We start from the raw sequence: 20,753 nt of genomic DNA on the forward strand, positions 1-20,753 counted from the left end.
GGCCGCCTCATGCCAGGAGTTTCGATGCTCACACCTCACGCCTTGAAAAGGCTCTTGCGCCGCAAGGATTTGTCCAACTCCCAATGAGTCAGGCGGATTGAGAGCCGGCAGCAAGCTCCGGAGCAGACCGGACTGCTTCAGCCCGCCCTTTCACCATGAAGGGCACCGCTGTGAGGATCATCAGGCTGAACCACCAGCCCTGCCATGCCCCATGACTCACAACCGCGACACTGTAGGTGACGGCCAGAGTGACGGTTGCCGCCGCGAGGCTCGCGCCCAGAAGGTGGCCCGCGCGGCGGAACAACAGGGCAAGCGCTGCAGCGAACAAAGCCGCCCCGGCCAGCCCCAGTTCGAACCAGATTTGCAACGGCGCGTTATGGCTGTGCCCGAAACCAAGCAGGTATTTTCTCTCAGGTGAATATCCGGCAGCTTCGGGCAATTCGTCTGCCACTTTCGAGGCTTCCATCCCATATCCCAGCCAGACATGCCCGGGCAGCAAATTGGCATATTCCGTCCAGATGAGCCCGCGTATGGTCAGCGAGGTGTAGCCGACCTTTTCGTGGACGGCCTGAGGGATCATGTCATTCACATGGCCGACAATGAGCGGCATCAAGACAAAGGTCACAAGAGCGCCACCGGTCACGACCCTGTAGATAGCCCGCGGCCAGACGAAGGCCGGAACGGTCAACAGCAGGATGACAAGCACGCCGAGCTGCGCCGACGAGCTGTCGGATTGAAAGCATGACACAGCTGCAAACACCAGCAGTCCGGCCAGGGGCAAGCGGCGGCGCTGTTTCAAGACCACGAGAGCTGCAAACGGCAGGAACATGGCGATAGCGACGGCCGCGCGGTTCAGAACGTAGTTGTCAGGATCGGCGCGAAGTTCTGCATTCAGCACGCCGCCGGTCAGGAAATGAACAAAAATCAGAACAGCCGTCAGCGGCAGAGAGATGGCAAGCGCGGCTCCGATCCGTCCTGCAAGACGGTCAAGCACCGGAACCGGCAAGGCACAGACACATAGCCACAAAAGGCCTGAGACAAGGACCGAGAAGAGGAAACCCCATGCCGAACTCAGCCCCCTCGCCTGTACCGGGACAGGCGCCCAGGTAACGGAGATCAGCATGAAGGCTGTACAGGCGAGGCCCGCCAGGAGCAAGGGAGACCGGATCTTCGAGCCCAGGCCCTCAAACATTGCCTGCCCGCGGTAACACCACGCCAGCCCCGCAAGAAAGACAGCGGCCAGCCCCAGAAACAACGGCGGAGACACCCGGGCGACCGTCAGGACAGGCGGAAGCGCTGCAAATACCGATACGAAGAGGAATTCGAGCGCCTGCACCGGCTTGCCGCGGTTTCGCCCGGCCAGTTTTTGAGCAACCTCAGTCAAAACGGCAATTCCCTTTAAAAAAGTCTCTTCACTCAGGTCTTTCGATGCAGGCGCATCATGCGTTGAAATTGCCCAACCGCACCACAGCAGCCGCCACCCGGAGCTTGCGGTTCAACGCATTCGGGGCATCGCGGTCTGAACGGGGCTTCCGGCCTCGACTTCACCCAGCGCGGCGATCAGCATCGCCTTGCACTGATCTTCCCCACCGGCAGCCGCACTGTTGCCGAGGCGCTCCAGATGCCACGTCAAACGCTCGAGCGGAATGATGCCGGCGGAGGCGACAAAGAAGCCCTCTGCATCGTGAGGGGTGGTCATCTCGTTGGCGTCAAACAGCTCTTCATAAAGCTTTTCCCCCGGACGCAGACCGGTAAACTTGATGGCTACGTCCTCATCCGGCCGCAGTCCCGCCAGGGAAATCATCGTTCTTGCCAGTGTCAGGATCTTCACGGGCTCGCCCATGTCGAGGACAAAGATGCGCCCGCGTGTTTCTTCGCGTCCGATTTCGGCCGAAGCGGCCTGCAGCACCAGTTCGGTCGCCTCCCGGATCGTCATGAAATAACGCGTCATTTCCGGGTGCGTCACCGTGATCGGACCGCCGGCGGCAATCTGCCGCTTGAAAAGCGGCACGACCGAGCCGTTGGATCCCAGCACGTTGCCGAACCGCACGGTGATGAACCGGGTGTCGACGCCGCTGATGTCCAGTGCCTGGCAATAGGCTTCCGCGATCCGCTTGGTCCTGCCCATCATGCTGGTGGGCCGCACGGCCTTGTCGGTCGAAATCTGCACCATCGCACGGGCACCACAGGCAACGGCCGCATCAGCCACATTGCGGGTCCCCAAGACGTTGGTCAGCACACCTTCACAAATATTGTTCTCCACCAGCGGCACATGCTTGAGGGCCGCGGCGTGGAAGACAACGGCAGGCCTGCAGGCCTGCATCACCTCATGCACACGCCGCCTGTCGCGCACGTTGCCGATGACGGCCTGCCGGGGCAGGTCCGGATTGAGGCGGGAGACTTCGAGATCGATTTCATAAAGAGCGTATTCGCTTGAATCGAACAGGATGATCGAAGCCGGGTTGCAGGCCACCACCTGCCGGACAATCTCCGAGCCAATGCTGCCGCCGGCACCGGTGACAAGCACCGTCTGACCACCGATCAGGGACCTGATCGCCTCCAGTTGCAGTTGCACCGGAGGCCGGCCAAGCAGATCTTCCAGCGTGATACTGGCCAGATCCGGCTCAGTGCCCGTGAGCGGCCTGTTTACAACGCGGCGCAGGGGCAGCTTGAGCCGCGCGGCACTGGCGGCAAGAGACTGCATGCCCGCCTCACCGGCGCGGGGCGTTGCCAGAAGCAGCGCCGAAACCGGGACACCGCCCATTGCAAGACGGCCAACGATCCGCTCCAGCTCATCAGCCGAGCCGATAACCGGCACCCCCCGCACGGCCCTGCCGCTGCGCTTGCCTGCACCAAGCTCGACAATGCCTTCCACTTTGTAGAGTCGGGAGGACTCGAGCTTGTAATTGCGGATGACGTTGTCAGCGTCGCCGACATGTCCCACGATCAGCACATGTTCGCGGTTCTGTATGTCCCGTTTCCGGAACCCGACCCCGCCAAGATGCCCGTCTTTATAAGCGCGGTACATGATGCGGGGCGCGCCCAGCAACACGATCAGCACGAACCACAGGATGAGCGGCGTTGCGCGCGGAAAGCCGGCCAGCCGGTCGACGAGGAAATGAAGAATCAGAAACGCGAAGATCGCGGCCGTGCTGCTCAGCACGATGCTCCGCAGATCGCTCAGCGAGGCAAAGCGCCAGATTCCTCTCCCCAGACCGAAAAGAGCAAACATCACGCCGGCGATGGCCGCGAATGAAAGAACCCACCACGCGAGGCGGCTCATGGGCGGCAGGGACTGAAGATCGTACCGGGCCAGCAGCGCAATCGTCATGGCAAGGCCGGCCATGATCACGTCATGCAGGCGCGCGAGCAGTTGCTTCGTTGATGCCCGCGTTAACAGCACGCCCGGCCACTCCTGACACTTGAAGCCATATGGTTCTCTCCTGACCAGGCTTCATTAAACTGCTTCGCTTTTGCCCTGACCAGTGTCGCGGCGTCAAGGCCAAGACAGGTGGAGGCGCAAAACACCCCGGACAGACATTTGGCGAATGCACAATTTATAGGCGCGTTATCCTCTGCCTGCTCCAGCACCGCAGTCCCGCAAGCGTATCTGGTTAGATATCCCGGCGGATATTCAAAACATGATTAATTCGAGACAGATTACGCACAATCAATATCTTGCGCGGACGGGTGTCACTCTCAGATAAAAACTTCAACTTCACTTCTTCTCATGATTGAAGCGAAAGATGTGCCACCCACTTTCGAATGATTAATATTTTGTTAAAATTCAAGCCGTAGCCGCGCTTGTTCAGTGAGCGAACCGGCGGCTTCCAGACTTGCACCTCATTCAAATGCGTTTGCGGGGGCCAAATGCGTATCAACCGACTTTTCACCAAAGCCGGAGCGCCGGCATATTGCGATATTCGTTTCCGCCAGCACCAGAGCGAAGTTCGCACACAAGGCGGCAAGGTTCTGTCGCGGCAGGCGGTATCGGAAGTGCCGGAGCGCTTTTCCCAGGTTGCCGCGGATGTGCTGTGCCAGAAGTATTTCCGCAAGACGGGCGTTGCCGCCCGTCTGAAGAAAGTGCCGGAGGACGGTGTCCCGGTCTGGCTGCAACGGTCGGTTCCCGACGGGGAAGCGCTCAAGTCTCTTCCCGAAGAGGCGCGCTTCGGGCCGGAAACCTCGGCACGGCAGGTCTTTGACAGGCTTGCCGGGACCTGGACCTACTGGGGCTGGAAAACCGGCACCTTCGACAGCGAAGACGATGCCCGCGCCTTCTTCGACGAGATGCGCGTCATGATGGCGCTTCAGGCCGCCGCTCCGAACTCGCCGCAATGGTTCAACACCGGCCTCTTCTGGGCCTATGGCATCGAAGGCGCCGCACAGGGCCACTGGCACGGCGATCCCGTCTCCGGCGAAGTCGTCCCCTCCCGCACGGCCTATGAGCATCCTCAGGTGCACGGCAGCGTCATCCTCTCGGTGGAGGATGATCTGGTCAATGAGAACGGCATCATGGACCTGTGGGTCCGGGAGGCACGGCTCTTCAAATATGGCTCCGGAACCGGCTCCAATTTTTCACGCCTGCGCGGCGCCGGAGAGCCGCTGGACCATGGCGGCCGCTCTGCCGGGCTCCTCTCCTTTCTCAAGGTCGGAGATGTGGCTGCCGGATCGCTGAGACTTGGCAGCACGACCCGTGCCGCGGCCAAGATGGTCGTCGTGGATGCCGACCATCCGGATATCGAAGCCTTCATCGACTGGAAGGTCGCCGAGGAAGAAAAGGTCGCCGCGCTCGTCTCCGGCTCCCAGCTGGCCAGACAGTGCCTCAACCGGATCATTGCGCTGGTCAGGGCCATCAGCGGCCATCACACCACGGGCGAGCGGTTCAAGACGGAGCTCGACGCAGCCATTCAGGAGGCGCGCGCCGCCCAGATCCCCGACAGTTTCATCGACCGGATCCTGCGCAGCGCCTCGCAGGGCCACGAGCTGCCCGAGCTGAAAACCTACGACATCAACTGGGATTCGGAAGCCTACCGCACCGTCTCCGGCCAGAATGCGAACAACTCGGTCCGGCTTCCGGACAGTTTCCTGCAGGCCCTGGAGACAGGCGGCGAGTGGCACCTGTCTGCGCGCCGGACCACGGCGGCACAGGCCGGACCGGGCCGCAGCATCAGGGCCGAAGCGCTCTGGCAGCGGATTGCCCGCGCGGCCTGGACTTCGGCCGATCCCGGACTGCAGTTCGATACCACCATCAACGGCTGGCACACATGCCCGGCTTCGGGCCGCATCAATGGCTCGAACTCCTGTTCCGAATTCATGTTCGTGGACGACACGGCCTGTGTGCTCGCTTCCCTCAACCTCATGGCATTCGTGCAGGAGGATGGTGAGATCTGTCTTGAGCGGTTCCGCCATGCGGTGCGGCTGTGGACGGTCAGCCTCGATATCTCCACCGCCATGGCGCAATATCCTTCGCGTGCCGTGGCGCATAACACGCTGCGGCACCGGCCGCTGGGCCTCGGCTTTGCCAATCTGGGCGGGCTCATCATGTCGCTTGGACTGCCCTATGACAGTTCCGCCGCGCGCAGCCTTGCAGCCGCACTCACCGCCGTTCTGACGGGCACCGCCTATGAGACATCGGCGGAACTTGCCAGAGATCTGGGGCCTTTCCCTGCCTTGGCCGAAAACCGGCAGTCCATGGAGCGGGTGCTGCAAAACCATGCGGCCTGCGCCAAAGGCCAGAGCGATCCGGCGCAATATGATGGATTGTGCCGGCCGCCCTACTCTGCCGGCTTTGACATGTGCCCGAGCCCGGACCTTGCCGCGGCTGCGGCCACGGCCTTTGACCGGGCGCTTGAGCTTGGCCGGCGCTTCGGCTGGCGCAATGCACAGGTCTCGCTGCTGGCCCCGACCGGAACAACCGGGCTGGTGATGGACTGCAGCACGACGGGCATCGAACCGGATTTTGCCCTCGTCAAGTTCAAGACGCTGGCGGGCGGCGGCTTCTTCAAGATCATCAATGCCATGGTGCCGCTGGCCTTGCGCAGCCTCGGCTATGGCGAGGATGCGATCACCCGTATCGTGCAGCATATCGTCGGACATGGGTCGCTCAAGGATGCGCCGGGTGTCAATCTGGACAGCCTGCGCCAGCGGGGGCTGACCGAAGCCTGTCTGACACGGATCGAGGCTGCTGTGCAGGGCGCAAGCCATATCCGCGATGCTGTGAGCCAATGGATCACCGGTCCGGAGGAACTGACCGGCTGCCTCGGGATCACGGCAGCAGAAATGGAGCAGCCGGGATTCGACCTGCTGAACTGGCTGGGCTACCTGCCGGAGGAGATCGAAGCGGCCAATGCCCATGCCTGCGGCGCGCTGACCATCGAGGGGGCTGCGGATCTGGACCCGCAGCATCTGCCGGTGTTTGACTGCGCGACGCCTTGCGGCCCCAGGGGCGTGCGCGCCCTCAGTCTGGAAGGCCACCTGACGATGATGGCTGCGGTGCAGCCCTTCCTCTCCGGTGCCATCTCCAAGACGGTCAACATGCCGCGCAATGCCTCTGTCGCCGATTGTTCCGCTGCGTTTCTCAAGGCGTGGGAACTGGGCCTCAAGGCCATTGCGATTTACCGGGATGGCTCCAAGCTGTCGCAGCCCCTGTCGGCGGGCAGCCTGGACCAGCTTCCGGCCGTCAACACAGGCGGCAGCAGGGTGGACCGGGTGGACCGGGCGGAAATGCCCCAGGAGCCCACAGCCCAGTCCCCACAGGATCAGGCCGCTTCTGCCGATTCCCCGGTTTCATCGCGCTCGCCCGTCAATGCCTGAGCGAGCTCGATATAGAGTTTGCCGGGCAGCGGCGGCGCAAAGAGATAGCCTTGTGCCGCCGTCACGCCCAGTTCCCGCAGGCGCTCCACCTGCTCGACCTTCTCAACGCCTTCGGCGATGATGCCCATGCCGAGATTGTCGGCGAGTTCCACCATCGAATCCACAATCGTGGTGGAGCTGTCATCCGTGCCGATGGCATCGATGAACATCTTGTCGATCTTGATGATGTCGATGCCCAGCTTCTGCAGATAGGCCATGCCGCCATGGCCGGTGCCCACGTCATCCAGCGCCACACGCACGCCAAGGGCCTGGATCTCCGCGATCAGCTTGCGGGCCAGCTCCAGATCCTCCAGCGGCATGCGCTCGGTCACTTCCACCACAAGCTGCTGATAGGCGATGGCGGAATTGCCGTAGATTTCCTTGATATCGTCGATGATCCGCCGGTCATTGAAGTGGCCCGCAAACAGGTTGACCGACAGCTTCAGATCCGGGTTTTCCGCATAGAGCGGCCCAACCTCACGGACGGTCTCACGCATCATGATGCGGGTCATTTCAAAGATATGCCCGGTGCTTTCGGCGTAAGGCATGAACTGCGCCGGCGGGATCAGGGTCCCGTCCCGGTTGCGCCAGCGCATCAGCACCTCGCAGCCGCGCAGGCTTCCGGTTTCGATATCCATGACCGGCTGATAATAGGGAATGAACTCCTTGCGCCGGATGGCGGCGGCAAATTCGTCATCCGCATCCTTGTCGGGCCGCCAGGAGAACCAGACGCCGATCGCAATGAAGATGATGGCCAGTCCTGCGCAGACCACGGCCACCATCATCTTCAGCCCGGCGACCAGACTGATGGCGGCAGAGCGCGGCACCGCGATGACGGATTTAAGCGGATAGCGGTCCGAGCGCACCTCGACCGTCAGAATCTCGTCGCTTTCCAGAAGCTCGGAGCTGAAGCCGCCGGTGGAGAACCAGGGCACATCATTGCCGAGGCGCAGTTCGGCACGCCGGAAGGCGCGCAGATACTCCGGCCCCGGATCGATCGACACCGCAGCCGGCGATATTTCGGCAAAGAGACGGGTCGAGTTCATCAGGTCCCAGCTGACGATGGCAACATGGGTGCCCAGAAACTGGACGCCCATGACGCCGATGCCCACCAGCGGCGCATCCGGCTTGGCGGCCGGCAGGATCGCCTCGCCGTTGATCTGACCGTCGGGAACAACACACATGCGCACGCCGTTGCGGTCGACAAGGCCGATGCGCTGCAGAAAGCCAAGCTGGCCGACGGCGGCCAGAAGCATCTGCCGGTCCTCGCGCGAGCAGCTGGTGGCAGAGCTGCGCTCAAGGCGCTGCAGCGTGGTCACCGCATCATTGATCGCGAACTCGCCGCGCATCACATAGCGCCTGGCCATCGCCTCCAGTTCGGTGCGGGCGTTGGTAATGGCATAATTGTCGAGGACGAAATTGGCTGCGACAAGGGGCGCCAGCGCCAGCATCAAGGCGACGCAGACAGCCCTGATAAAGATCATGTAGCGTCGTGTCATTGCGCGGCCTGATTCCCGAGGGGTTGCTAACCACCATGGTACAGGCCAGTAAAAAAGAACTGAACACTCCATATGCGGCCGAATGTGCCGGCCGCAGCGGATTTACTGCCGGGAGGCGGACACTATGAAGGCACTTTTCATCGGGCAGGCCTATATCGACATCACGTTCCTGGCCGATCAGATCCCCACCGGCGACGAAAAAGCCATCGCGCAGGACTATGCCGTGAGCTTCGGCGGCAATGCGGTCACGGCCGCCTTCTGCTGCGCGAAACTTGGGACCGCTCCCGATCTTCTGTGTTCACTTGCCGATGACTGGCTCGCCCGCATGTTCCTCGACATGGCCGCGCGCTACGGCATCTCCGTGCATGGGCGCAAGGTGCGCGAGTCGTCCCTCTCCTTCATCATGCCGCATGACGGCAAGCGCGCCATCGTGCGCTGCCGCGACAATGACTTCCTGCATCCTTTCCCGCCGCTGAACCTCAATGGCTGCAAGGCGCTGCATCTGGACGGGCACATGCCCGATGCCGCGCTCCACTATGCAAAGACCTGCCGTGAAGCGGGCATTCTCACTTCGCTCGATGGCGGTGCCGTGCGGCAGAACACCGATGAGCTCTTGCATTTCATCGACGTGCCCATCGTTTCGGAGCGGTTCTGCGAGCAGCTGAAGCTCGACATTCCCGGCACCCTCGCCTATCTGCGCGCCCATGGCTGCCCCGTGGGCGGCGTCACCGCCGGGCACCGTGGGCTCTACTGGTATGAGGGCGATGGCCCGGTGCAGCACATGCCGTCCCTCGCCGTGCCGAAGGAGAAGGTCGTCGACACCAACGGGGCCGGTGACACATTCCACGGCGCTTATGTGGCTTCCTATCTGCAGAACCCGGAAGGCAGCTGGGAAGACCACTTCCGCTTCGCCCGTGCCGCCTCGGCCCACGCCATCCAGCACCTTGGCAACGAGGCCAGCATGCCCACCCGCGAAGAAGTCCTCGCCGCCATGGCCACCTGGCCGGAGCGGGAAGAGTAAAGAAACGCAGCGCCCTCGCCCGTGCCAATCTGCAGCATGTCTCCGCACGGGCAGGCCTGTGCGGGGATGCGTTTGCGCCATCATGCAGCTGTTTCCGGCGGGCATCTGCAAGCTGCAGCCGGACATTTGCCGAGATCAGAATGGCGCTTCTGCCGGTGGTAGCTTGATCTTTTTTGTCTTAGATCATTGCACCCGCTCCGGCACTTCTGGACGTTTTCGTCAGGCGGGCTTCTTTCCCCTCCACGATGGAGGGTTTCGTCTCCCCCCGCCAGCGCCCATCAGAAGGCAATATGCCAGACAAGCAACACTGGCAAAACTCCGGAAGATGAAAAACGGACAAAGAATCCGGGCCGCAGCTTCAGCTGCTGCAGATCGAGGAAACGTCAATGAAATCTTTAGAAAACGCCGGACCAAGCACGTCAACAGCCGCAGCAGCGCAAGCGTCCATTCCCCTTCCCGGCCTTGCCCGGCGGCAGTTCCTTGCCGGAGCAGGCGCCTCCCTGGCGGCAGTTGGTACCGGCATTCAGCCAACCTGGGCCCGGGCAGCAGAGAACACAGGCATGCCCGGCATTGACCTGTCCTGCAGCGTAACCGCGCAGCGGCTGGACGCAGAGGTTGCCAGGGCCTTCTCATTGTTCAACACTCCAGCAATCCTCCCGGACTTTGACGCAGAAAAGGATGGTGCCCGGCACGACGTCGACCTCCACCGGATCGTCACTCACACGATTGTCCCCGAGACCGGGGAAAACCTGAAGGTCAGTGGCCTTCTTGCCGTTCCCGCCGGCGTCAAGGGCGAAATCCCCCTTGTCTCCTGGCAGCACGGGACGATCCTTTCTTTTGATCAAGTGCCATCGAATCTCACCAAGCTGGCCGATCCGGCCTATGAATTGACGGATGCAGCAGATTCTCTCGAGACACTGTTCAACATCCAGCGCTTTGCGGGCCGCGGCTTTGCCGTGATCGCTGCCGACTACGTGGGCAAAGGCCCCTTCCGGGACGGACGCGGTGAAGGCTATGGCGTCAAGGATGTGACCGTTCGGACTTGCCTCGACATTCTGGAAGCTGGGAAAACGTCCATGCAGTCCCTGGGTCTGACGCCATCCCGGCTTTTCCTGAATGGATGGTCTCAAGGTGCAATCAATACACAGTGGCTTCATCAAGCCTTGCAGGCTCAATCCACTCCGGCGGCTGCGGCGGCGGCTGCCAGCCCGTTCAATGACCTGAACGAGGCATGGAGCTTCTGGGCGGGGCAACTGGCCTTCGCACCGCCAGCAGGGACAAGCTCATACCCTGAGGTGCCGAACTGGGTTTCGCTCTGCATGATCATCGCGCTCGGCAGTTACGAGCTTCAGTATGGTTTGCCCGGACTGCTCCAAAGCGCCATCCGGCCTGAATTTCATGACATGGCGCTGAAATACTGGAAGACCTACGACAGCAATTTCGATCCGGCTCAGCCTTTCCCGTCCGCATCAAACCTTCTGGTTGATGGCTTCTTCGATCGTATGACGGATGACCGCAACAGCGCCTTCCTCCGCCATCTAGCTGCCAACCGGGCATCCTACTGGCCCTATGAAACGCCGATCCGCCTTTATTATGGACTGGCGGACGAGGCCATTCATCCTGCCATGGTCTACCGGGCCCTGTCTGCGGGAGGAAGTCAGATGGCAGGAATACCGGTCGCAGACGCAAGCCATAGGGGAACTTTCCTCGCCAGCCTTTATGGGGGTGGTTCGGCACTCGCGGGCACGGAGAACGTGCTGGATTGGTTCAACAGCCTCGCTTGAGCCGACAGCAGCTCATGCCGGCTGACAGGTTGTTCGTCCGGCATGAGCTGCCTTGTTGCGCAAGGTCAGGCTCCACCCTTGTATACGGAGAAATTAAACCAGCACCCAGCCGGCGCCGGCATTACCGCTCCGCGACGCTCCTCTCTTCTTCTTTTTTCTTCTTTTCTTGCGCTACAAAATAAAACCGGAGCCTTGATTTTTTCATTATTTTGGACCATATTGTTTTTGCTGATTTGATTGATATGGCTTTGCTATGCAAAAGCCTCGCTGTGTTTTCTCAAATTCCGGTGACTGGACGCGCCTTGTGACGCATTCCGAGAACCGGCTTCAGGACCGGAACATTTTTCTGCGCTGACCACGGATGTACTGGCAGACAGACTGCGTTCCGGCCTGGAATGGCACTCGCCAATCCGGCATCCGGGCCGTCCGGAAGCCTCGTCTTTCAGATAGACACTCTGCTCTGTGACCCGCGCCACTGCCGGACTGCGTCTTACGATGTGCACATATGCCTGCGTTCATTTGGTGCATGGCGGCGGCACAGGACTGACGCCTGTCACCGGGGAACGGCGCAGCTGAAAGCTTCTTCGGTTGCGGGGCAGCGCCGCGCGGCAAGCATGCCGTCAAGGCTCGATGCCTCAGCGCCTGATCCAGCTTCCGGCCAGATCCCGGAAAGCCTGACTGACCGGCACGTGTTCAAGCCCGTGAAGGACTCAAGCCCGCCAATGCCCTGCGGCGCAGAAACTGGCTCGCAAGGCGCGCAGGCGCTGACCTGAAGATAAACCGGACTTTTTGGAACTGTTCCTGCTGCCGTTCCGGATCACCTGACAAAGGACCCAACGACCCATGACCTCCACTGCCCGTCCCCGCCGTCCTGCGCCGCGCCCCGTCAGCCATGACGCGCCGGCCTATCTCTACAAGGTCGGGCAGGATGTCCGGCTGAACGGTGGCTCCATGGAGCGGCTGCATGCCGCGGGCGTCTATCGCATCACCGCCCGTCTGCCCATCGAGGGCGACACCCCGAAATACCGCATCCGCAGCGAGGACGAACGTCACGAGCGGGTCGCATCACAGGACACGCTCGTTCCGGCAGGCCCGGCCTCCGGCAGCGCAGACAGCTCTCTTCTCGAAAGGACATTCCGTCATGGCTAAGGGTCAGAAGCGCAGCACGCGCGAAATCAGAAAGCCGAAGCAGGACAAGACCGCCGCAAAGGCAGCCCCCGTCCCCTTCGCCAACAGCAACAAACCCGGCACCAGCCCCTTCCCGAAACTGGGCACCGGCAAGAGCTGATAACATCTCTCGATGAGCTTGGCTCATTGAGTGGTGGTCAGGCCCGTGCGGCGTCTGAGCAATTTCAAGGCGTAAGGCGTCAGCACCGGAAGGCTTGGTAAGAGAGTGATTGGGCGGGGCTGGATCAGCCGCCGCCTGGTCCTTCGGCTTTTGGCTTTTCTGCACCAGGTTCAGGCAGGTCAAGCGCCGACATCGGCACACCCTGCCCCCGGCGGTACAGCGTGGCATAGGCTGCTGTTTCCAGAAGATCGGGCCATGGCACGAAACCGGAAACGACCTTGTTGAAGGCAACGGCGCCACAGCCCGGCGTCTCGCAATCGGGCTTGCCCTTCGGGCATTGACTGAAACTGCAGAGCCGCCCGAGATACCGGTCCGTCTCCGGCTCGAACAGGAAGACCTCGGCCTGATGACCGGTGACGGCCAGCGGAAGCGGACCAAGCCCGTCGCGGAAAAGGTTCCGCCCTGCGGCCGCAAGAGACTGATCGCGGGCCTGCCGCATCTTCTCCAGCCGCTCACACGAGGTCACCCACACCGCAAGATCCAGATCGCCGCATTCATGCCAGATCATGATCTGCTTGCGCCGGAAGCCCCCGAACCGCGGCACTTCCTTCCACAATGGCCGGGCCACCGACCCGATAACCGCCACGGCCTCGACCTCGGCAAATTCCGACAGGGCCCCCGCGACAACATCGGCCGCCACGCGGAAGGCCTGTTGCCGGCGGACCATGCGGAAGTCCTCCTCCTCAATCCGGGAACGGCGCATGTTGTCGCTCAGTTGCCTGCGAGACAGCCTGATACTGCCTCTTCAACAAACTGATACATAACCACGCCCAGCGGCAACCCGCTTCAGATCACTCCCACTCGATCGTGCCGGGGGGTTTGGAGGTGATGTCGTAGGTGACGCGGTTGATGCCTTCGACTTCGTTGATGATGCGGGTCGCGGTTTCGCCGAGGAATTCGTGGGTGAAGGGGTAGTAATCCGCCGTCATCCCGTCCACGGAGGTCACCGCGCGCAGGGCGCAGGCGTAGTCGTAGGTGCGGCCATCGCCCATGACGCCGACGGTGCGCACCGGCAGGATGGCGACGAAGGCCTGCCAGATCTCGTCATAAAGGCCGTGCTTGCGGATCTGGTCGATATAGACCGCATCCGCCTTGCGCAGGATTTCCAGCTTGGCGCGGGAGATCTCGCCCGGGCAGCGGATGGCAAGGCCGGGACCGGGGAACGGATGGCGGCCGATGAACTTCGCCGGCAGGCCCAGTTCGCGGCCGAGGGCGCGCACTTCGTCCTTGAACAGTTCGCGCAGCGGCTCGACGAGCTTCAGGCCCATCTTTTCCGGCAGGCCGCCGACATTATGGTGGCTCTTGATCGTCACCGACGGGCCGCCGGAGAAGCTGACACTTTCGATCACATCCGGATAGAGCGTACCCTGTGCCAGGAACTCGGCGCCATCGATGCTGTTGGCGTGTTTCTGGAACACGTCGATGAACAGCTTGCCGATGGTCTTGCGCTTCACTTCCGGGTCGGTCACGCCTTCCAGCGCGCCCAGGAACAGCTCCTGCTCATCCGCATGGATCAGCGGGATGTTGTAATTGTCGCGGAACATGGTGACGACTTCTTCGGCCTCGCCCTGCCGCAGCAGGCCGTGGTCGACGAAGACGCAGGTGAGCTGGTCGCCAATCGCCTCGTGGATGAGAACGGCAGCCACCGAGCTGTCGACACCGCCGGACAGGCCGCAGATGACCTTCTTGTCACCCACCTGCGCACGGATCTTGGCAATGGCCTCGGCGCGGTAGGCGCCCATGGTCCAGTCGCCCTTGAAGCCGGCAAGGCGCACGAAATTCTCGTAAAGCGTCCGGCCATTCGGCGTGTGGTGCACTTCCGGGTGGAACTGCACCGCATAGAAATGCCGCTCCGGATCGGCCGTGATCGCAAAGGGCGCGTTCGGCGAGGTGCCATAGACCTTGAAGCCCGGCGCAATGCGGCTGACGTGGTCGCCGTGGCTCATCCACACCTGCTCGCGCCCTTCGGCGAACCATCCGGCGATGAAGGCATCGCTCTGATCGGACGGGGTCACATAGGCGCGGCCGAATTCTGCCGTACCGCCGCCGCCGGAAATCTTGCCGCCATCCACCTGGCCGCCCAGATCCTGCATCATCACCTGCTGGCCGTAGCAGATGCCAAGGACCGGCACGCCGAGGGTGTAGACCGACTTCGGCGGGCGGGGCGAGCCCTCGCGGGTGACCGAATCCGGTCCGCCGGAGAAGATCACCGCCTTCGGCTTGAAGGCCGCCAGAAAGTCATCCGTGACGTTCTGATAGGGGTGGATTTCGCAATAGACATTCAGCTCGCGCAGACGCCGGGCGATGAGCTGCGTCACCTGGGAGCCGAAGTCGATGATGAGAAGACGGTCGTGCTGGGTCATGAGCAGCTTCTAGCGGGTCAGAGGGTGGATTTGAACCGGAATCTTGCGCCTTGCAAAGCTTTTGTGAAGGGCAGCGCCCTGCCCTGTCCCGGCCCTTGAAACGGCAGCCTCAAGCGTCGCGGCGTCAGGCGTTTTCCTTGGTCTGCAGAGAGCCCAGAAGGCTGGCAAGGCGGATGCGGTCCGGCGTGCCGAGGCCTTTCATGATCTCCGCTTCCAGCGGCACCAGACGGGCATTGATCTCATCGGCAAGATCGCGCCCGGCTTTGGTGGGCTTCAGCACCACAAGGCGGCGGTCCTGCCGGTTTTCGCTCTTCTTCAGGAACTTCCGGTCAGTGAGGCGCATGGCAGCGCGGCTGATGGCCACCGCATCGAGCCCGGTCTTCGCCCCAAGATCTCGCACCGAGCCTTCGCCCGCCTCGATCAGTGCCGCCAGAACGAGCCATTCGGCCAGGGCCAGGCTGTGCTGGCTCTGCAGCGCCTTGACGAGGCGGCGTTCCACCAGCCGGGCAGCCGAAATGATCTTCAGCGGCAGAAAATTGTCGAGCCCGGTCTCCGGCACCGTGTCGAAAAGGCTGACCTGACCGGCCGCCTGCGCCGAGGCCGGCCTGGCTGCGGGTTTGGCTTTGGGCTCTTTGCCGCCTGACTGTTTCATGTTCCGTGCCCTTCCGGCGCAGGCCGCCGGTCTTTGTGAATATCCGTGAAGAGATCCGTGTGGCGGCCGGTGATGCAGCCACAGAAGGCCCCGAAGGCAGTTCTACGGCTTGCAGGCCGCCCGCTTAAAACAATTTCAGTTCATCTGAAAAGGCTTTGCCGCATGGCCCGCCGTGCTCCTCCACAGAATTCGCGCAAGCTGCATTTCACGCGCGCAGCAGCGGTCTTCTTCATGCCGGACAGGGAAAAGCCGCGCCATGACAGGCAGGCAGGCGCTCAAGGGATCACAAATGCGGGTGGGCAGGCACGCCTTGGCCGCGTTCCGCCTTTTGACCGCCTCAGAGTGAGTGCTTAGACTGAAGGCAGCTCATGCTTTTTGATTCGATGCGGAACGCATGGGGGTCAGGGGGCAGAAACAGGAATGGCAAGCAAACAGGAGCCAGACGGTGGCAGCACCGGTCAAGGCTCCGGAAATGGTCGTCTGACATGACGGATGCGGAGGACACCCGGCTGAAGGAAGGAACAGCCACCGGCAGTGATACCGGTGGACGGGAACCTGTGCCTGCAAACACGTCCTCCGCCGGCTCGCAAGGGGACGCGGCAGGCCTTGGCCCGATCAGCGCCAGCAGCATCGAGAGCGCCCACCGGCTGGCGCGCCGCCTGCTGCGCGAAGGCCAGTTCGAGGAAGCGGCCACGCACCTGCGCAAGATCGTCTTTGCCGAACCTGCCAACACGCGGGCGCGCGCCAGCCTTGGCAACTGCCAGCTGATGACCGGCGACCTCGTCAATGCCGAAGCCTCCTTCCGTACCGTGCTGGAGACCGACCCCAAGGACCAGAACGCGCTTTATGGCCTCGCCACGCTGCTTCTGCGCCGCGACGCCTATGACGAAGCGGCCATTCACGCGGCAAAGCTGGTCGAAGTGCTGCCGGACAGTGCGGCCGCGCTGTCATTGCTGGCCGAAACCGGCTCCCAGGATGCGCGCCCCGGCGCCGCCATCGCCAATTACCGCCATGCCCTGCGGTTTGATCCGGATTACCAGCCGGCTCTCCTTGGCCTTGCCAATCTTCTGTTGAAGCGCCACCGCTTTGATGAAGCGCGGGAACTGGCCGAGCGTGCCGCCCAGGGCGGCGCCGGACCGGTGGAAGCGCTTGTGGTGCTGGGTGACGTGATGGCTGCCCAGGGGGAGTTGGTCGGTGCCCGCCGCGCCTTTGAAGCTGCCCTTGGCCGCGATGCGCAGCATCATGCCGCGCGCGTCAAGCTCAGCTCGCTGGCGCGCCGCGCCGGTGACATCAAGATGGCCCTGCGGCAGGCGGATGATGCCTGGACCGAGGCTCCCGACTTCCGCGAGGCGGGCAATGCCGTGGGCGCGGCCCTTGCCGCGCTGGGCGAGCGGCAGGCGGCCCGCGAGGTGCTGACCAGCGTTGCCAATGGAAGGCAGGCACCCGACTGGGTGCGCCACGTCATCGAAACCCACCGCAAGGTGGACATGCCCTCCGTCGACTGGGTGGCCAGCGAGGAAGCGCTTCACGCAGCCAAGGCCAGCAAGACGGCGGCCATGGCCGCGCTGACGGCTGCCGCCGAAGCCGACAAGGCCGCCGCCATGGCCCGCGCTGCCGCAACGAAGGCACTGGCGAAAGGCGCCGTCATGGCCGCCAGCGCAGAGCCGGACGAAGGTCCTTTGCCGGCTGATGAAAATGATGAGCCGGCAAATGAACCTCCGGCAGAGACAGCCTTGGCCGGAGAAGCAGAGAGTGCTTCGGGCTCAGTCCATGGCGAAAACGGACCTGAGGAAAGTCCCGCAGAGCCCACGGCTGCCAGTGAAGCTGTCAGTGAAGCTACCAGTGAAACGGTAGCGGAAGCCTCAGCAGAGACCAGTAGCAACGGGCCGGACAGTCCGGATTCAATCCCTGCAGCGGAAGAGGAAGCAGAGCTGCCCTTCCCTGCCGCAAATGCCGGGTTTGAAGCGGAACCAGAACTTGAGCTTGAGCTCTTGCCTGTGTCCCCGCCGGAGACAGAGGCCGGGACGGACTCCACGGCTGACGATGAGGACCGGCTTGAGGCAAGTGCGGATCCTTCCGGCAGCGAGGCGCCCGTGCCTTCAGACGATGAGAGGCAAGCGGCTGATGTTGCGGGGGAAGAGACTGCTGACGGCAGCGCAGGCGCACCGGATGCGGCTGAGCCGCTTGTCCCCTCAGATGAAGTCCCGGAGAGCGAACTGGTCTATGAGCCGGAACCGGATGACAGCTGGACAGGCGAGGATGATCTGAACGACCTCAACCGTCTCGACGGCAGCAAGACCTGACGTTTGAGCACGGAGCCGTCCTGAAACAGCAAGGGCCGCCTGCAAAGCCATCGCAGGCGGCCTTTGTTTTAAGCCGAAGCTTCAGATCAGCGCCAGCGAGAAGGCCGGCACGAAGGTGACCAGCAGCAGCGCCAGCAGAAGCGTGGCGAGGAAGATCCAGCCGTCGCGCAGGAACTCGACCAGTTTGGCGCCCGTCAGGTTGCACACCATCAGCAGCACCGTTCCGACAGGCGGCGTCAGCGTGCCGATGGAGAGGTTGAGGATCATGACGATGCCGAAATGCACCGGATCGATGCCAAGCTGCATGACCACGGGCTTGAGCAGCGGCACGAGAATGATCATCAGCGCCGTGCCCTCGATGAACATGCCCAGCACCAGCAGCAGCACGTTGACGGCAATGAGGAAGACCCAGGGGTCGGTCGTCAGGCTGGTGATGATCTCCGCCATGGCAACACCGGCCCGCTCCACCGAGAAGATCCAGGCAAGGGCGGACGAGGTCATGATGACCAGCAGGATCGAGGCGGTCTGACGGCCGGTTTCGGCAAAGGCGCGGCCCACATCCGAAAGCTTCATTTCCCGGTAGATCAGGAAACCGATGGCGAGGGTGAAGACCGTCGCAACGGCACCGGCTTCCGTCGGCGTGAAGATCGACAGACGGATGCCGCCGACGATGACCAGCACGAGGAAGATGGCGGGCCATGCACCGATGAGCGTCGTTTTCGTTTCGGCGGCTGATGGCCAGCTTTCACGCGAAGGCTTCAGCCCCTTGCGGCGGGCGTTGATCCACACGGCCGTGATCAGCAGGGCGGCGCAAAGCAGGCCAGGAATGATGCCGGCGGTGAACATGGCGCCGATGGAGACATCGGCCACCAGCGCATAGATGATCAGCGCGATGCCGGGCGGAATGATCGGGGTGATCAGCGAGCCGCAGGCGGTGATGGCCGCGGCCGCACCGGCGCTGTAGCCCTGGCGGCGCATTTCCGGCACCAGAATGCGGCACATCATGGCAGCATCAGCAAGGTTCGAGGCCGAGATCCCGCCCATCAGGGTGGAGAGCATGACGTTGGTGTGGCCAAGGCCGCCGGTGAGCCGCCCGACCATCAGATCCGCCAGCTTCATCAGCCGCCCGGCAATGCCGGTGGTGCCCAGAAGCGTGCCAAGCAGCACGAAGAAGGGAATGGCCAGCAGCGAGGGGTTCTGCGTCGGCGCAATGATCCGCTGCACGGAGATCTGCAGGGGCACCGAGGAGAAGAACACGAAATAGGCGACCACAGCCGCGAACATGGCAAGATAGATGCGCATGTTCAGGGCAAAGAGCGCGAACATGAGAGCAATGATGATGAACCAGGTCATGGACGTCTTTCTGAACGCGAATACGTGGCCGTCAGGAAGGAAAGTGAGGGCGGGAGATCAGGCCTTGTGCTCAGGATCGGCGGGCGGGTTCGCCGCCGCATCAGGCCGGTAGAGACGCCAGGCCATGACCAGCGCGGTGCCGCCGGCGCCGATGACAATGGCCAGATCCAGCCAGAACCACGAAATGCCGAGGATCTGCGTCTTCTTGAAAGCCGTTGCCTTTGCCAGCGCCCAGCCCTGCCAGGACATGAAAGCCAGCAGGCCCACGGAAGCCAGATTGACGGCAAACACCAGCAGGCGGCGCGGCAGGCCCTTCAGCGCATTTTCCAGAAGATCGATGGTCAGATGCTGCCGGTTCGCCTCGCAGGCGATGGCGCCGATCATGACGATCCAGATCATCAGGATGCCCGAGACCTCTTCGGTCCAGGCAAAGGGCGTTCCCAGAAGATAGCGCGCGATGACGGCTGCAACGGTCATCAGCACAAGCAGGGCCACGCATACGGCCCCGAAGGCCGAGGCAGCACGGAAAATGAGGGACATGACAGTCTCCGCGAAGAGGGAGGACCGGCCGCTTGCGGGAAGCGGCCGGCCGGAAGGATCACTTGGCGAGTTCTGCCTGGATCATGTCATAGAGGCCCGGCGTCCATTCCGGGAACTGGGTGTAGAAGGGCATGGTCTTCTCACGGAAGGCCGCCACGTCCGGCTCGGTGACGTTGACGCCGGCCGCCTTCATCTCGGAGAGAATGCGCTCTTCTTCCTCGGCGGCAATCTCCTGGCTGTAGAGGCCGGCCTCGTAGCCGGTCTTGTGCAGCATTTCGAGAACCTGCGGGTCGAGGGTGGAGAAGAACTCTTCACCGCCCAGCCACAGGGCCGTGTTGGTGAGATAGCCGATCATGGAGAGTTCCTTGGCCGGCTCATGCAGCTTCTGGCCGTAGAGCACCGGCAGCGGGTTTTCCACGCCGTCGATCACGCCCTGCGTCAGGGCCGGATAGACTTCGCCCAGCGGCATCGGTGTCGGGGTGGCGCCCATCAGCTCGATGGCCTTGATCTGCATCGGGTTGTTCGGAACGCGGATCTTCAGGCCCTTCAGGTCTTCCGGCTTTTCGATCTTCTTCGTCGCCAGCAGCTGGCGCGTGCCATAGAGGTAGTTCGGAATGACGATGTGGATGCCCTTGGCGCGTAAGGCCGCATCCTTTTCCTTGAACCAGTCGCTCTCGTAGATCTTCAGCAGCTGCTGCGGATTGTCGGCCAGATACGGCCCGAACAGAATGCCCAGATCCGGATCGAAGTCGGTGAGGAAGCCGGCATCGGCAATCGTCACGACGTTCACGCCCAGCATAGCCTGCTCGATCACGTCCTTCTTCGCCCCCAGCTGCGAGGACGGGAACAGCTCCAGCGCCACCTTGCCGCCGGACGCTTCCTTCACGAGGTCGGCCCAGCGGTGCATCACCTTGTCGACCGGCTCGCCCGGATTGTTCTCATAGGCCACCTTGACGACCACTTCCTGCGCCGCTACCGGCAGAATGGCCGCGACGCCCATGAGCGCGGCAAGCGCAAGCGATTTCAATTTCATTGCAG

The 20,753-nt window shown here is 62.5% G+C and carries 15 protein-coding genes; 6 read left to right on the top strand and 9 right to left on the bottom strand.

What is annotated here, in order from left to right; genetic code table 11:
- Window positions 1-88: 88 nt before the first annotated feature.
- The gene (locus ACVNHC_RS04735) at window positions 89-1,384 is read right to left on the bottom strand and encodes an O-antigen ligase family protein (protein WP_457166573.1); all 1,296 of its coding nucleotides are present in this window, start codon (window positions 1,382-1,384) and stop codon (window positions 89-91) included.
- Between the two features lie 111 nt (window positions 1,385-1,495).
- A complete protein-coding gene (locus tag ACVNHC_RS04740; protein WP_208999586.1) occupies window positions 1,496-3,403 on the bottom strand; it encodes a polysaccharide biosynthesis protein in 1,908 nt (635 codons plus the stop codon).
- 467 nt (window positions 3,404-3,870) lie between these two features.
- Here ACVNHC_RS04740 and ACVNHC_RS04745 point away from each other — a divergent pair, with 467 nt between their 5' ends.
- Window positions 3,871-6,813 (top strand): adenosylcobalamin-dependent ribonucleoside-diphosphate reductase, encoded by a 2,943-nt coding sequence (locus ACVNHC_RS04745; protein ID WP_457166574.1) that lies wholly within the window; start codon window positions 3,871-3,873, stop codon window positions 6,811-6,813.
- On the opposite strand, the gene ACVNHC_RS04750 is transcribed toward ACVNHC_RS04745, so the two are convergent.
- Window positions 6,759-8,351 (bottom strand): EAL domain-containing protein, encoded by a 1,593-nt coding sequence (locus ACVNHC_RS04750; RefSeq protein ID WP_208999584.1) that lies wholly within the window; start codon window positions 8,349-8,351, stop codon window positions 6,759-6,761. The genes ACVNHC_RS04745 and ACVNHC_RS04750 overlap by 55 nt on opposite strands.
- Window positions 8,352-8,475: 124 nt before the next feature.
- On the opposite strand from ACVNHC_RS04750, the gene ACVNHC_RS04755 reads away from it, so the two are divergent.
- The 4 genes from ACVNHC_RS04755 (at window position 8,476) to ACVNHC_RS04770 (ending at window position 12,444) form a co-directional block, all read left to right on the top strand.
- Window positions 8,476-9,372, top strand: coding sequence for a sugar kinase (locus tag ACVNHC_RS04755; RefSeq protein ID WP_050471573.1), 897 nt, complete (start codon window positions 8,476-8,478; stop codon window positions 9,370-9,372).
- Window positions 9,373-9,932: 560 nt separating this feature from the next.
- A complete protein-coding gene (locus tag ACVNHC_RS04760; protein ID WP_457166575.1) occupies window positions 9,933-11,156 on the top strand; it encodes an alpha/beta hydrolase family protein in 1,224 nt (407 codons plus the stop codon).
- Between the two features lie 843 nt (window positions 11,157-11,999).
- Window positions 12,000-12,305: a hypothetical protein gene (locus ACVNHC_RS04765; RefSeq protein ID WP_094461703.1), complete on the top strand. Its 306-nt coding sequence runs from the start codon at window positions 12,000-12,002 to the stop codon at window positions 12,303-12,305.
- Window positions 12,298-12,444 carry a hypothetical protein gene (locus ACVNHC_RS04770; protein ID WP_162936354.1) on the top strand — a complete coding sequence of 49 codons (147 nt, stop codon included), beginning with the start codon at window positions 12,298-12,300 and terminating at the stop codon, window positions 12,442-12,444. Before ACVNHC_RS04765 ends, ACVNHC_RS04770 begins: the two co-directional genes overlap by 8 nt.
- Before the next feature lie 124 nt (window positions 12,445-12,568).
- On the opposite strand, the gene ACVNHC_RS04775 is transcribed toward ACVNHC_RS04770, so the two are convergent.
- From ACVNHC_RS04775 to ACVNHC_RS04785, 3 genes are all read right to left on the bottom strand, one after another.
- Entirely contained in the window at window positions 12,569-13,207 is a 639-nt protein-coding gene (locus ACVNHC_RS04775; RefSeq protein ID WP_457166576.1) for a hypothetical protein, read from the bottom strand.
- A gap of 88 nt (window positions 13,208-13,295) precedes the next feature.
- On the bottom strand, window positions 13,296-14,867 hold the full coding sequence (gene guaA / locus ACVNHC_RS04780) for a glutamine-hydrolyzing GMP synthase (RefSeq protein WP_457166577.1): 1,572 nt from the start codon (window positions 14,865-14,867) through the stop codon (window positions 13,296-13,298).
- A gap of 124 nt (window positions 14,868-14,991) precedes the next feature.
- A complete protein-coding gene (locus tag ACVNHC_RS04785) occupies window positions 14,992-15,519 on the bottom strand; it encodes a MarR family winged helix-turn-helix transcriptional regulator (protein ID WP_058899909.1) in 528 nt (175 codons plus the stop codon).
- A gap of 485 nt (window positions 15,520-16,004) precedes the next feature.
- On the opposite strand from ACVNHC_RS04785, the gene ACVNHC_RS04790 reads away from it, so the two are divergent.
- A complete protein-coding gene (locus ACVNHC_RS04790; RefSeq protein ID WP_457166578.1) occupies window positions 16,005-17,822 on the top strand; it encodes a tetratricopeptide repeat protein in 1,818 nt (605 codons plus the stop codon).
- Between the two features lie 81 nt (window positions 17,823-17,903).
- Here the strand turns inward: ACVNHC_RS04790 and ACVNHC_RS04795 are convergent, their stop codons facing one another.
- The 3 genes from ACVNHC_RS04795 to ACVNHC_RS04805 are packed head-to-tail and all read right to left on the bottom strand — an operon-like array spanning window position 17,904 to window position 20,748.
- Window positions 17,904-19,175 carry a TRAP transporter large permease gene (locus ACVNHC_RS04795; RefSeq protein WP_457166579.1) on the bottom strand — a complete coding sequence of 424 codons (1,272 nt, stop codon included), beginning with the start codon at window positions 19,173-19,175 and terminating at the stop codon, window positions 17,904-17,906.
- A 57-nt stretch (window positions 19,176-19,232) separates the two neighbouring features.
- Window positions 19,233-19,715: a TRAP transporter small permease gene (locus ACVNHC_RS04800; RefSeq protein WP_457166580.1), complete on the bottom strand. Its 483-nt coding sequence runs from the start codon at window positions 19,713-19,715 to the stop codon at window positions 19,233-19,235.
- 58 nt (window positions 19,716-19,773) lie between these two features.
- The gene (locus ACVNHC_RS04805; RefSeq protein ID WP_050471582.1) at window positions 19,774-20,748 is read right to left on the bottom strand and encodes a C4-dicarboxylate TRAP transporter substrate-binding protein; all 975 of its coding nucleotides are present in this window, start codon (window positions 20,746-20,748) and stop codon (window positions 19,774-19,776) included.
- Window positions 20,749-20,753: the final 5 nt, after the last annotated feature.

It is taken from the genome of Pannonibacter sp. Q-1 (assembly GCF_054073275.1).

What these genes read in the sequence shown, in the direction of transcription:
- ACVNHC_RS04745 (WP_457166574.1), top strand. Translation starts at nt 3,871, where the DNA reads ATGCGTATCAACCGACTTTTCACCAAAGCCGGAGCGCCGGCATATTGC.
- ACVNHC_RS04750 (WP_208999584.1), bottom strand. Translation starts at nt 8,351, where the DNA reads ATGACACGACGCTACATGATCTTTATCAGGGCTGTCTGCGTCGCCTTG.
- ACVNHC_RS04755 (WP_050471573.1), top strand. Translation starts at nt 8,476, where the DNA reads ATGAAGGCACTTTTCATCGGGCAGGCCTATATCGACATCACGTTCCTG.
- ACVNHC_RS04760 (WP_457166575.1), top strand. Translation starts at nt 9,933, where the DNA reads ATGCCCGGCATTGACCTGTCCTGCAGCGTAACCGCGCAGCGGCTGGAC.
- ACVNHC_RS04765 (WP_094461703.1), top strand. Translation starts at nt 12,000, where the DNA reads ATGACCTCCACTGCCCGTCCCCGCCGTCCTGCGCCGCGCCCCGTCAGC.
- ACVNHC_RS04770 (WP_162936354.1), top strand. Translation starts at nt 12,298, where the DNA reads ATGGCTAAGGGTCAGAAGCGCAGCACGCGCGAAATCAGAAAGCCGAAG.
- ACVNHC_RS04775 (WP_457166576.1), bottom strand. Translation starts at nt 13,207, where the DNA reads ATGCGCCGTTCCCGGATTGAGGAGGAGGACTTCCGCATGGTCCGCCGG.
- guaA (WP_457166577.1), bottom strand. Translation starts at nt 14,867, where the DNA reads ATGACCCAGCACGACCGTCTTCTCATCATCGACTTCGGCTCCCAGGTG.
- ACVNHC_RS04785 (WP_058899909.1), bottom strand. Translation starts at nt 15,519, where the DNA reads ATGAAACAGTCAGGCGGCAAAGAGCCCAAAGCCAAACCCGCAGCCAGG.
- ACVNHC_RS04790 (WP_457166578.1), top strand. Translation starts at nt 16,005, where the DNA reads ATGACGGATGCGGAGGACACCCGGCTGAAGGAAGGAACAGCCACCGGC.
- ACVNHC_RS04795 (WP_457166579.1), bottom strand. Translation starts at nt 19,175, where the DNA reads ATGACCTGGTTCATCATCATTGCTCTCATGTTCGCGCTCTTTGCCCTG.
- ACVNHC_RS04800 (WP_457166580.1), bottom strand. Translation starts at nt 19,715, where the DNA reads ATGTCCCTCATTTTCCGTGCTGCCTCGGCCTTCGGGGCCGTATGCGTG.
- ACVNHC_RS04805 (WP_050471582.1), bottom strand. Translation starts at nt 20,748, where the DNA reads ATGAAATTGAAATCGCTTGCGCTTGCCGCGCTCATGGGCGTCGCGGCC.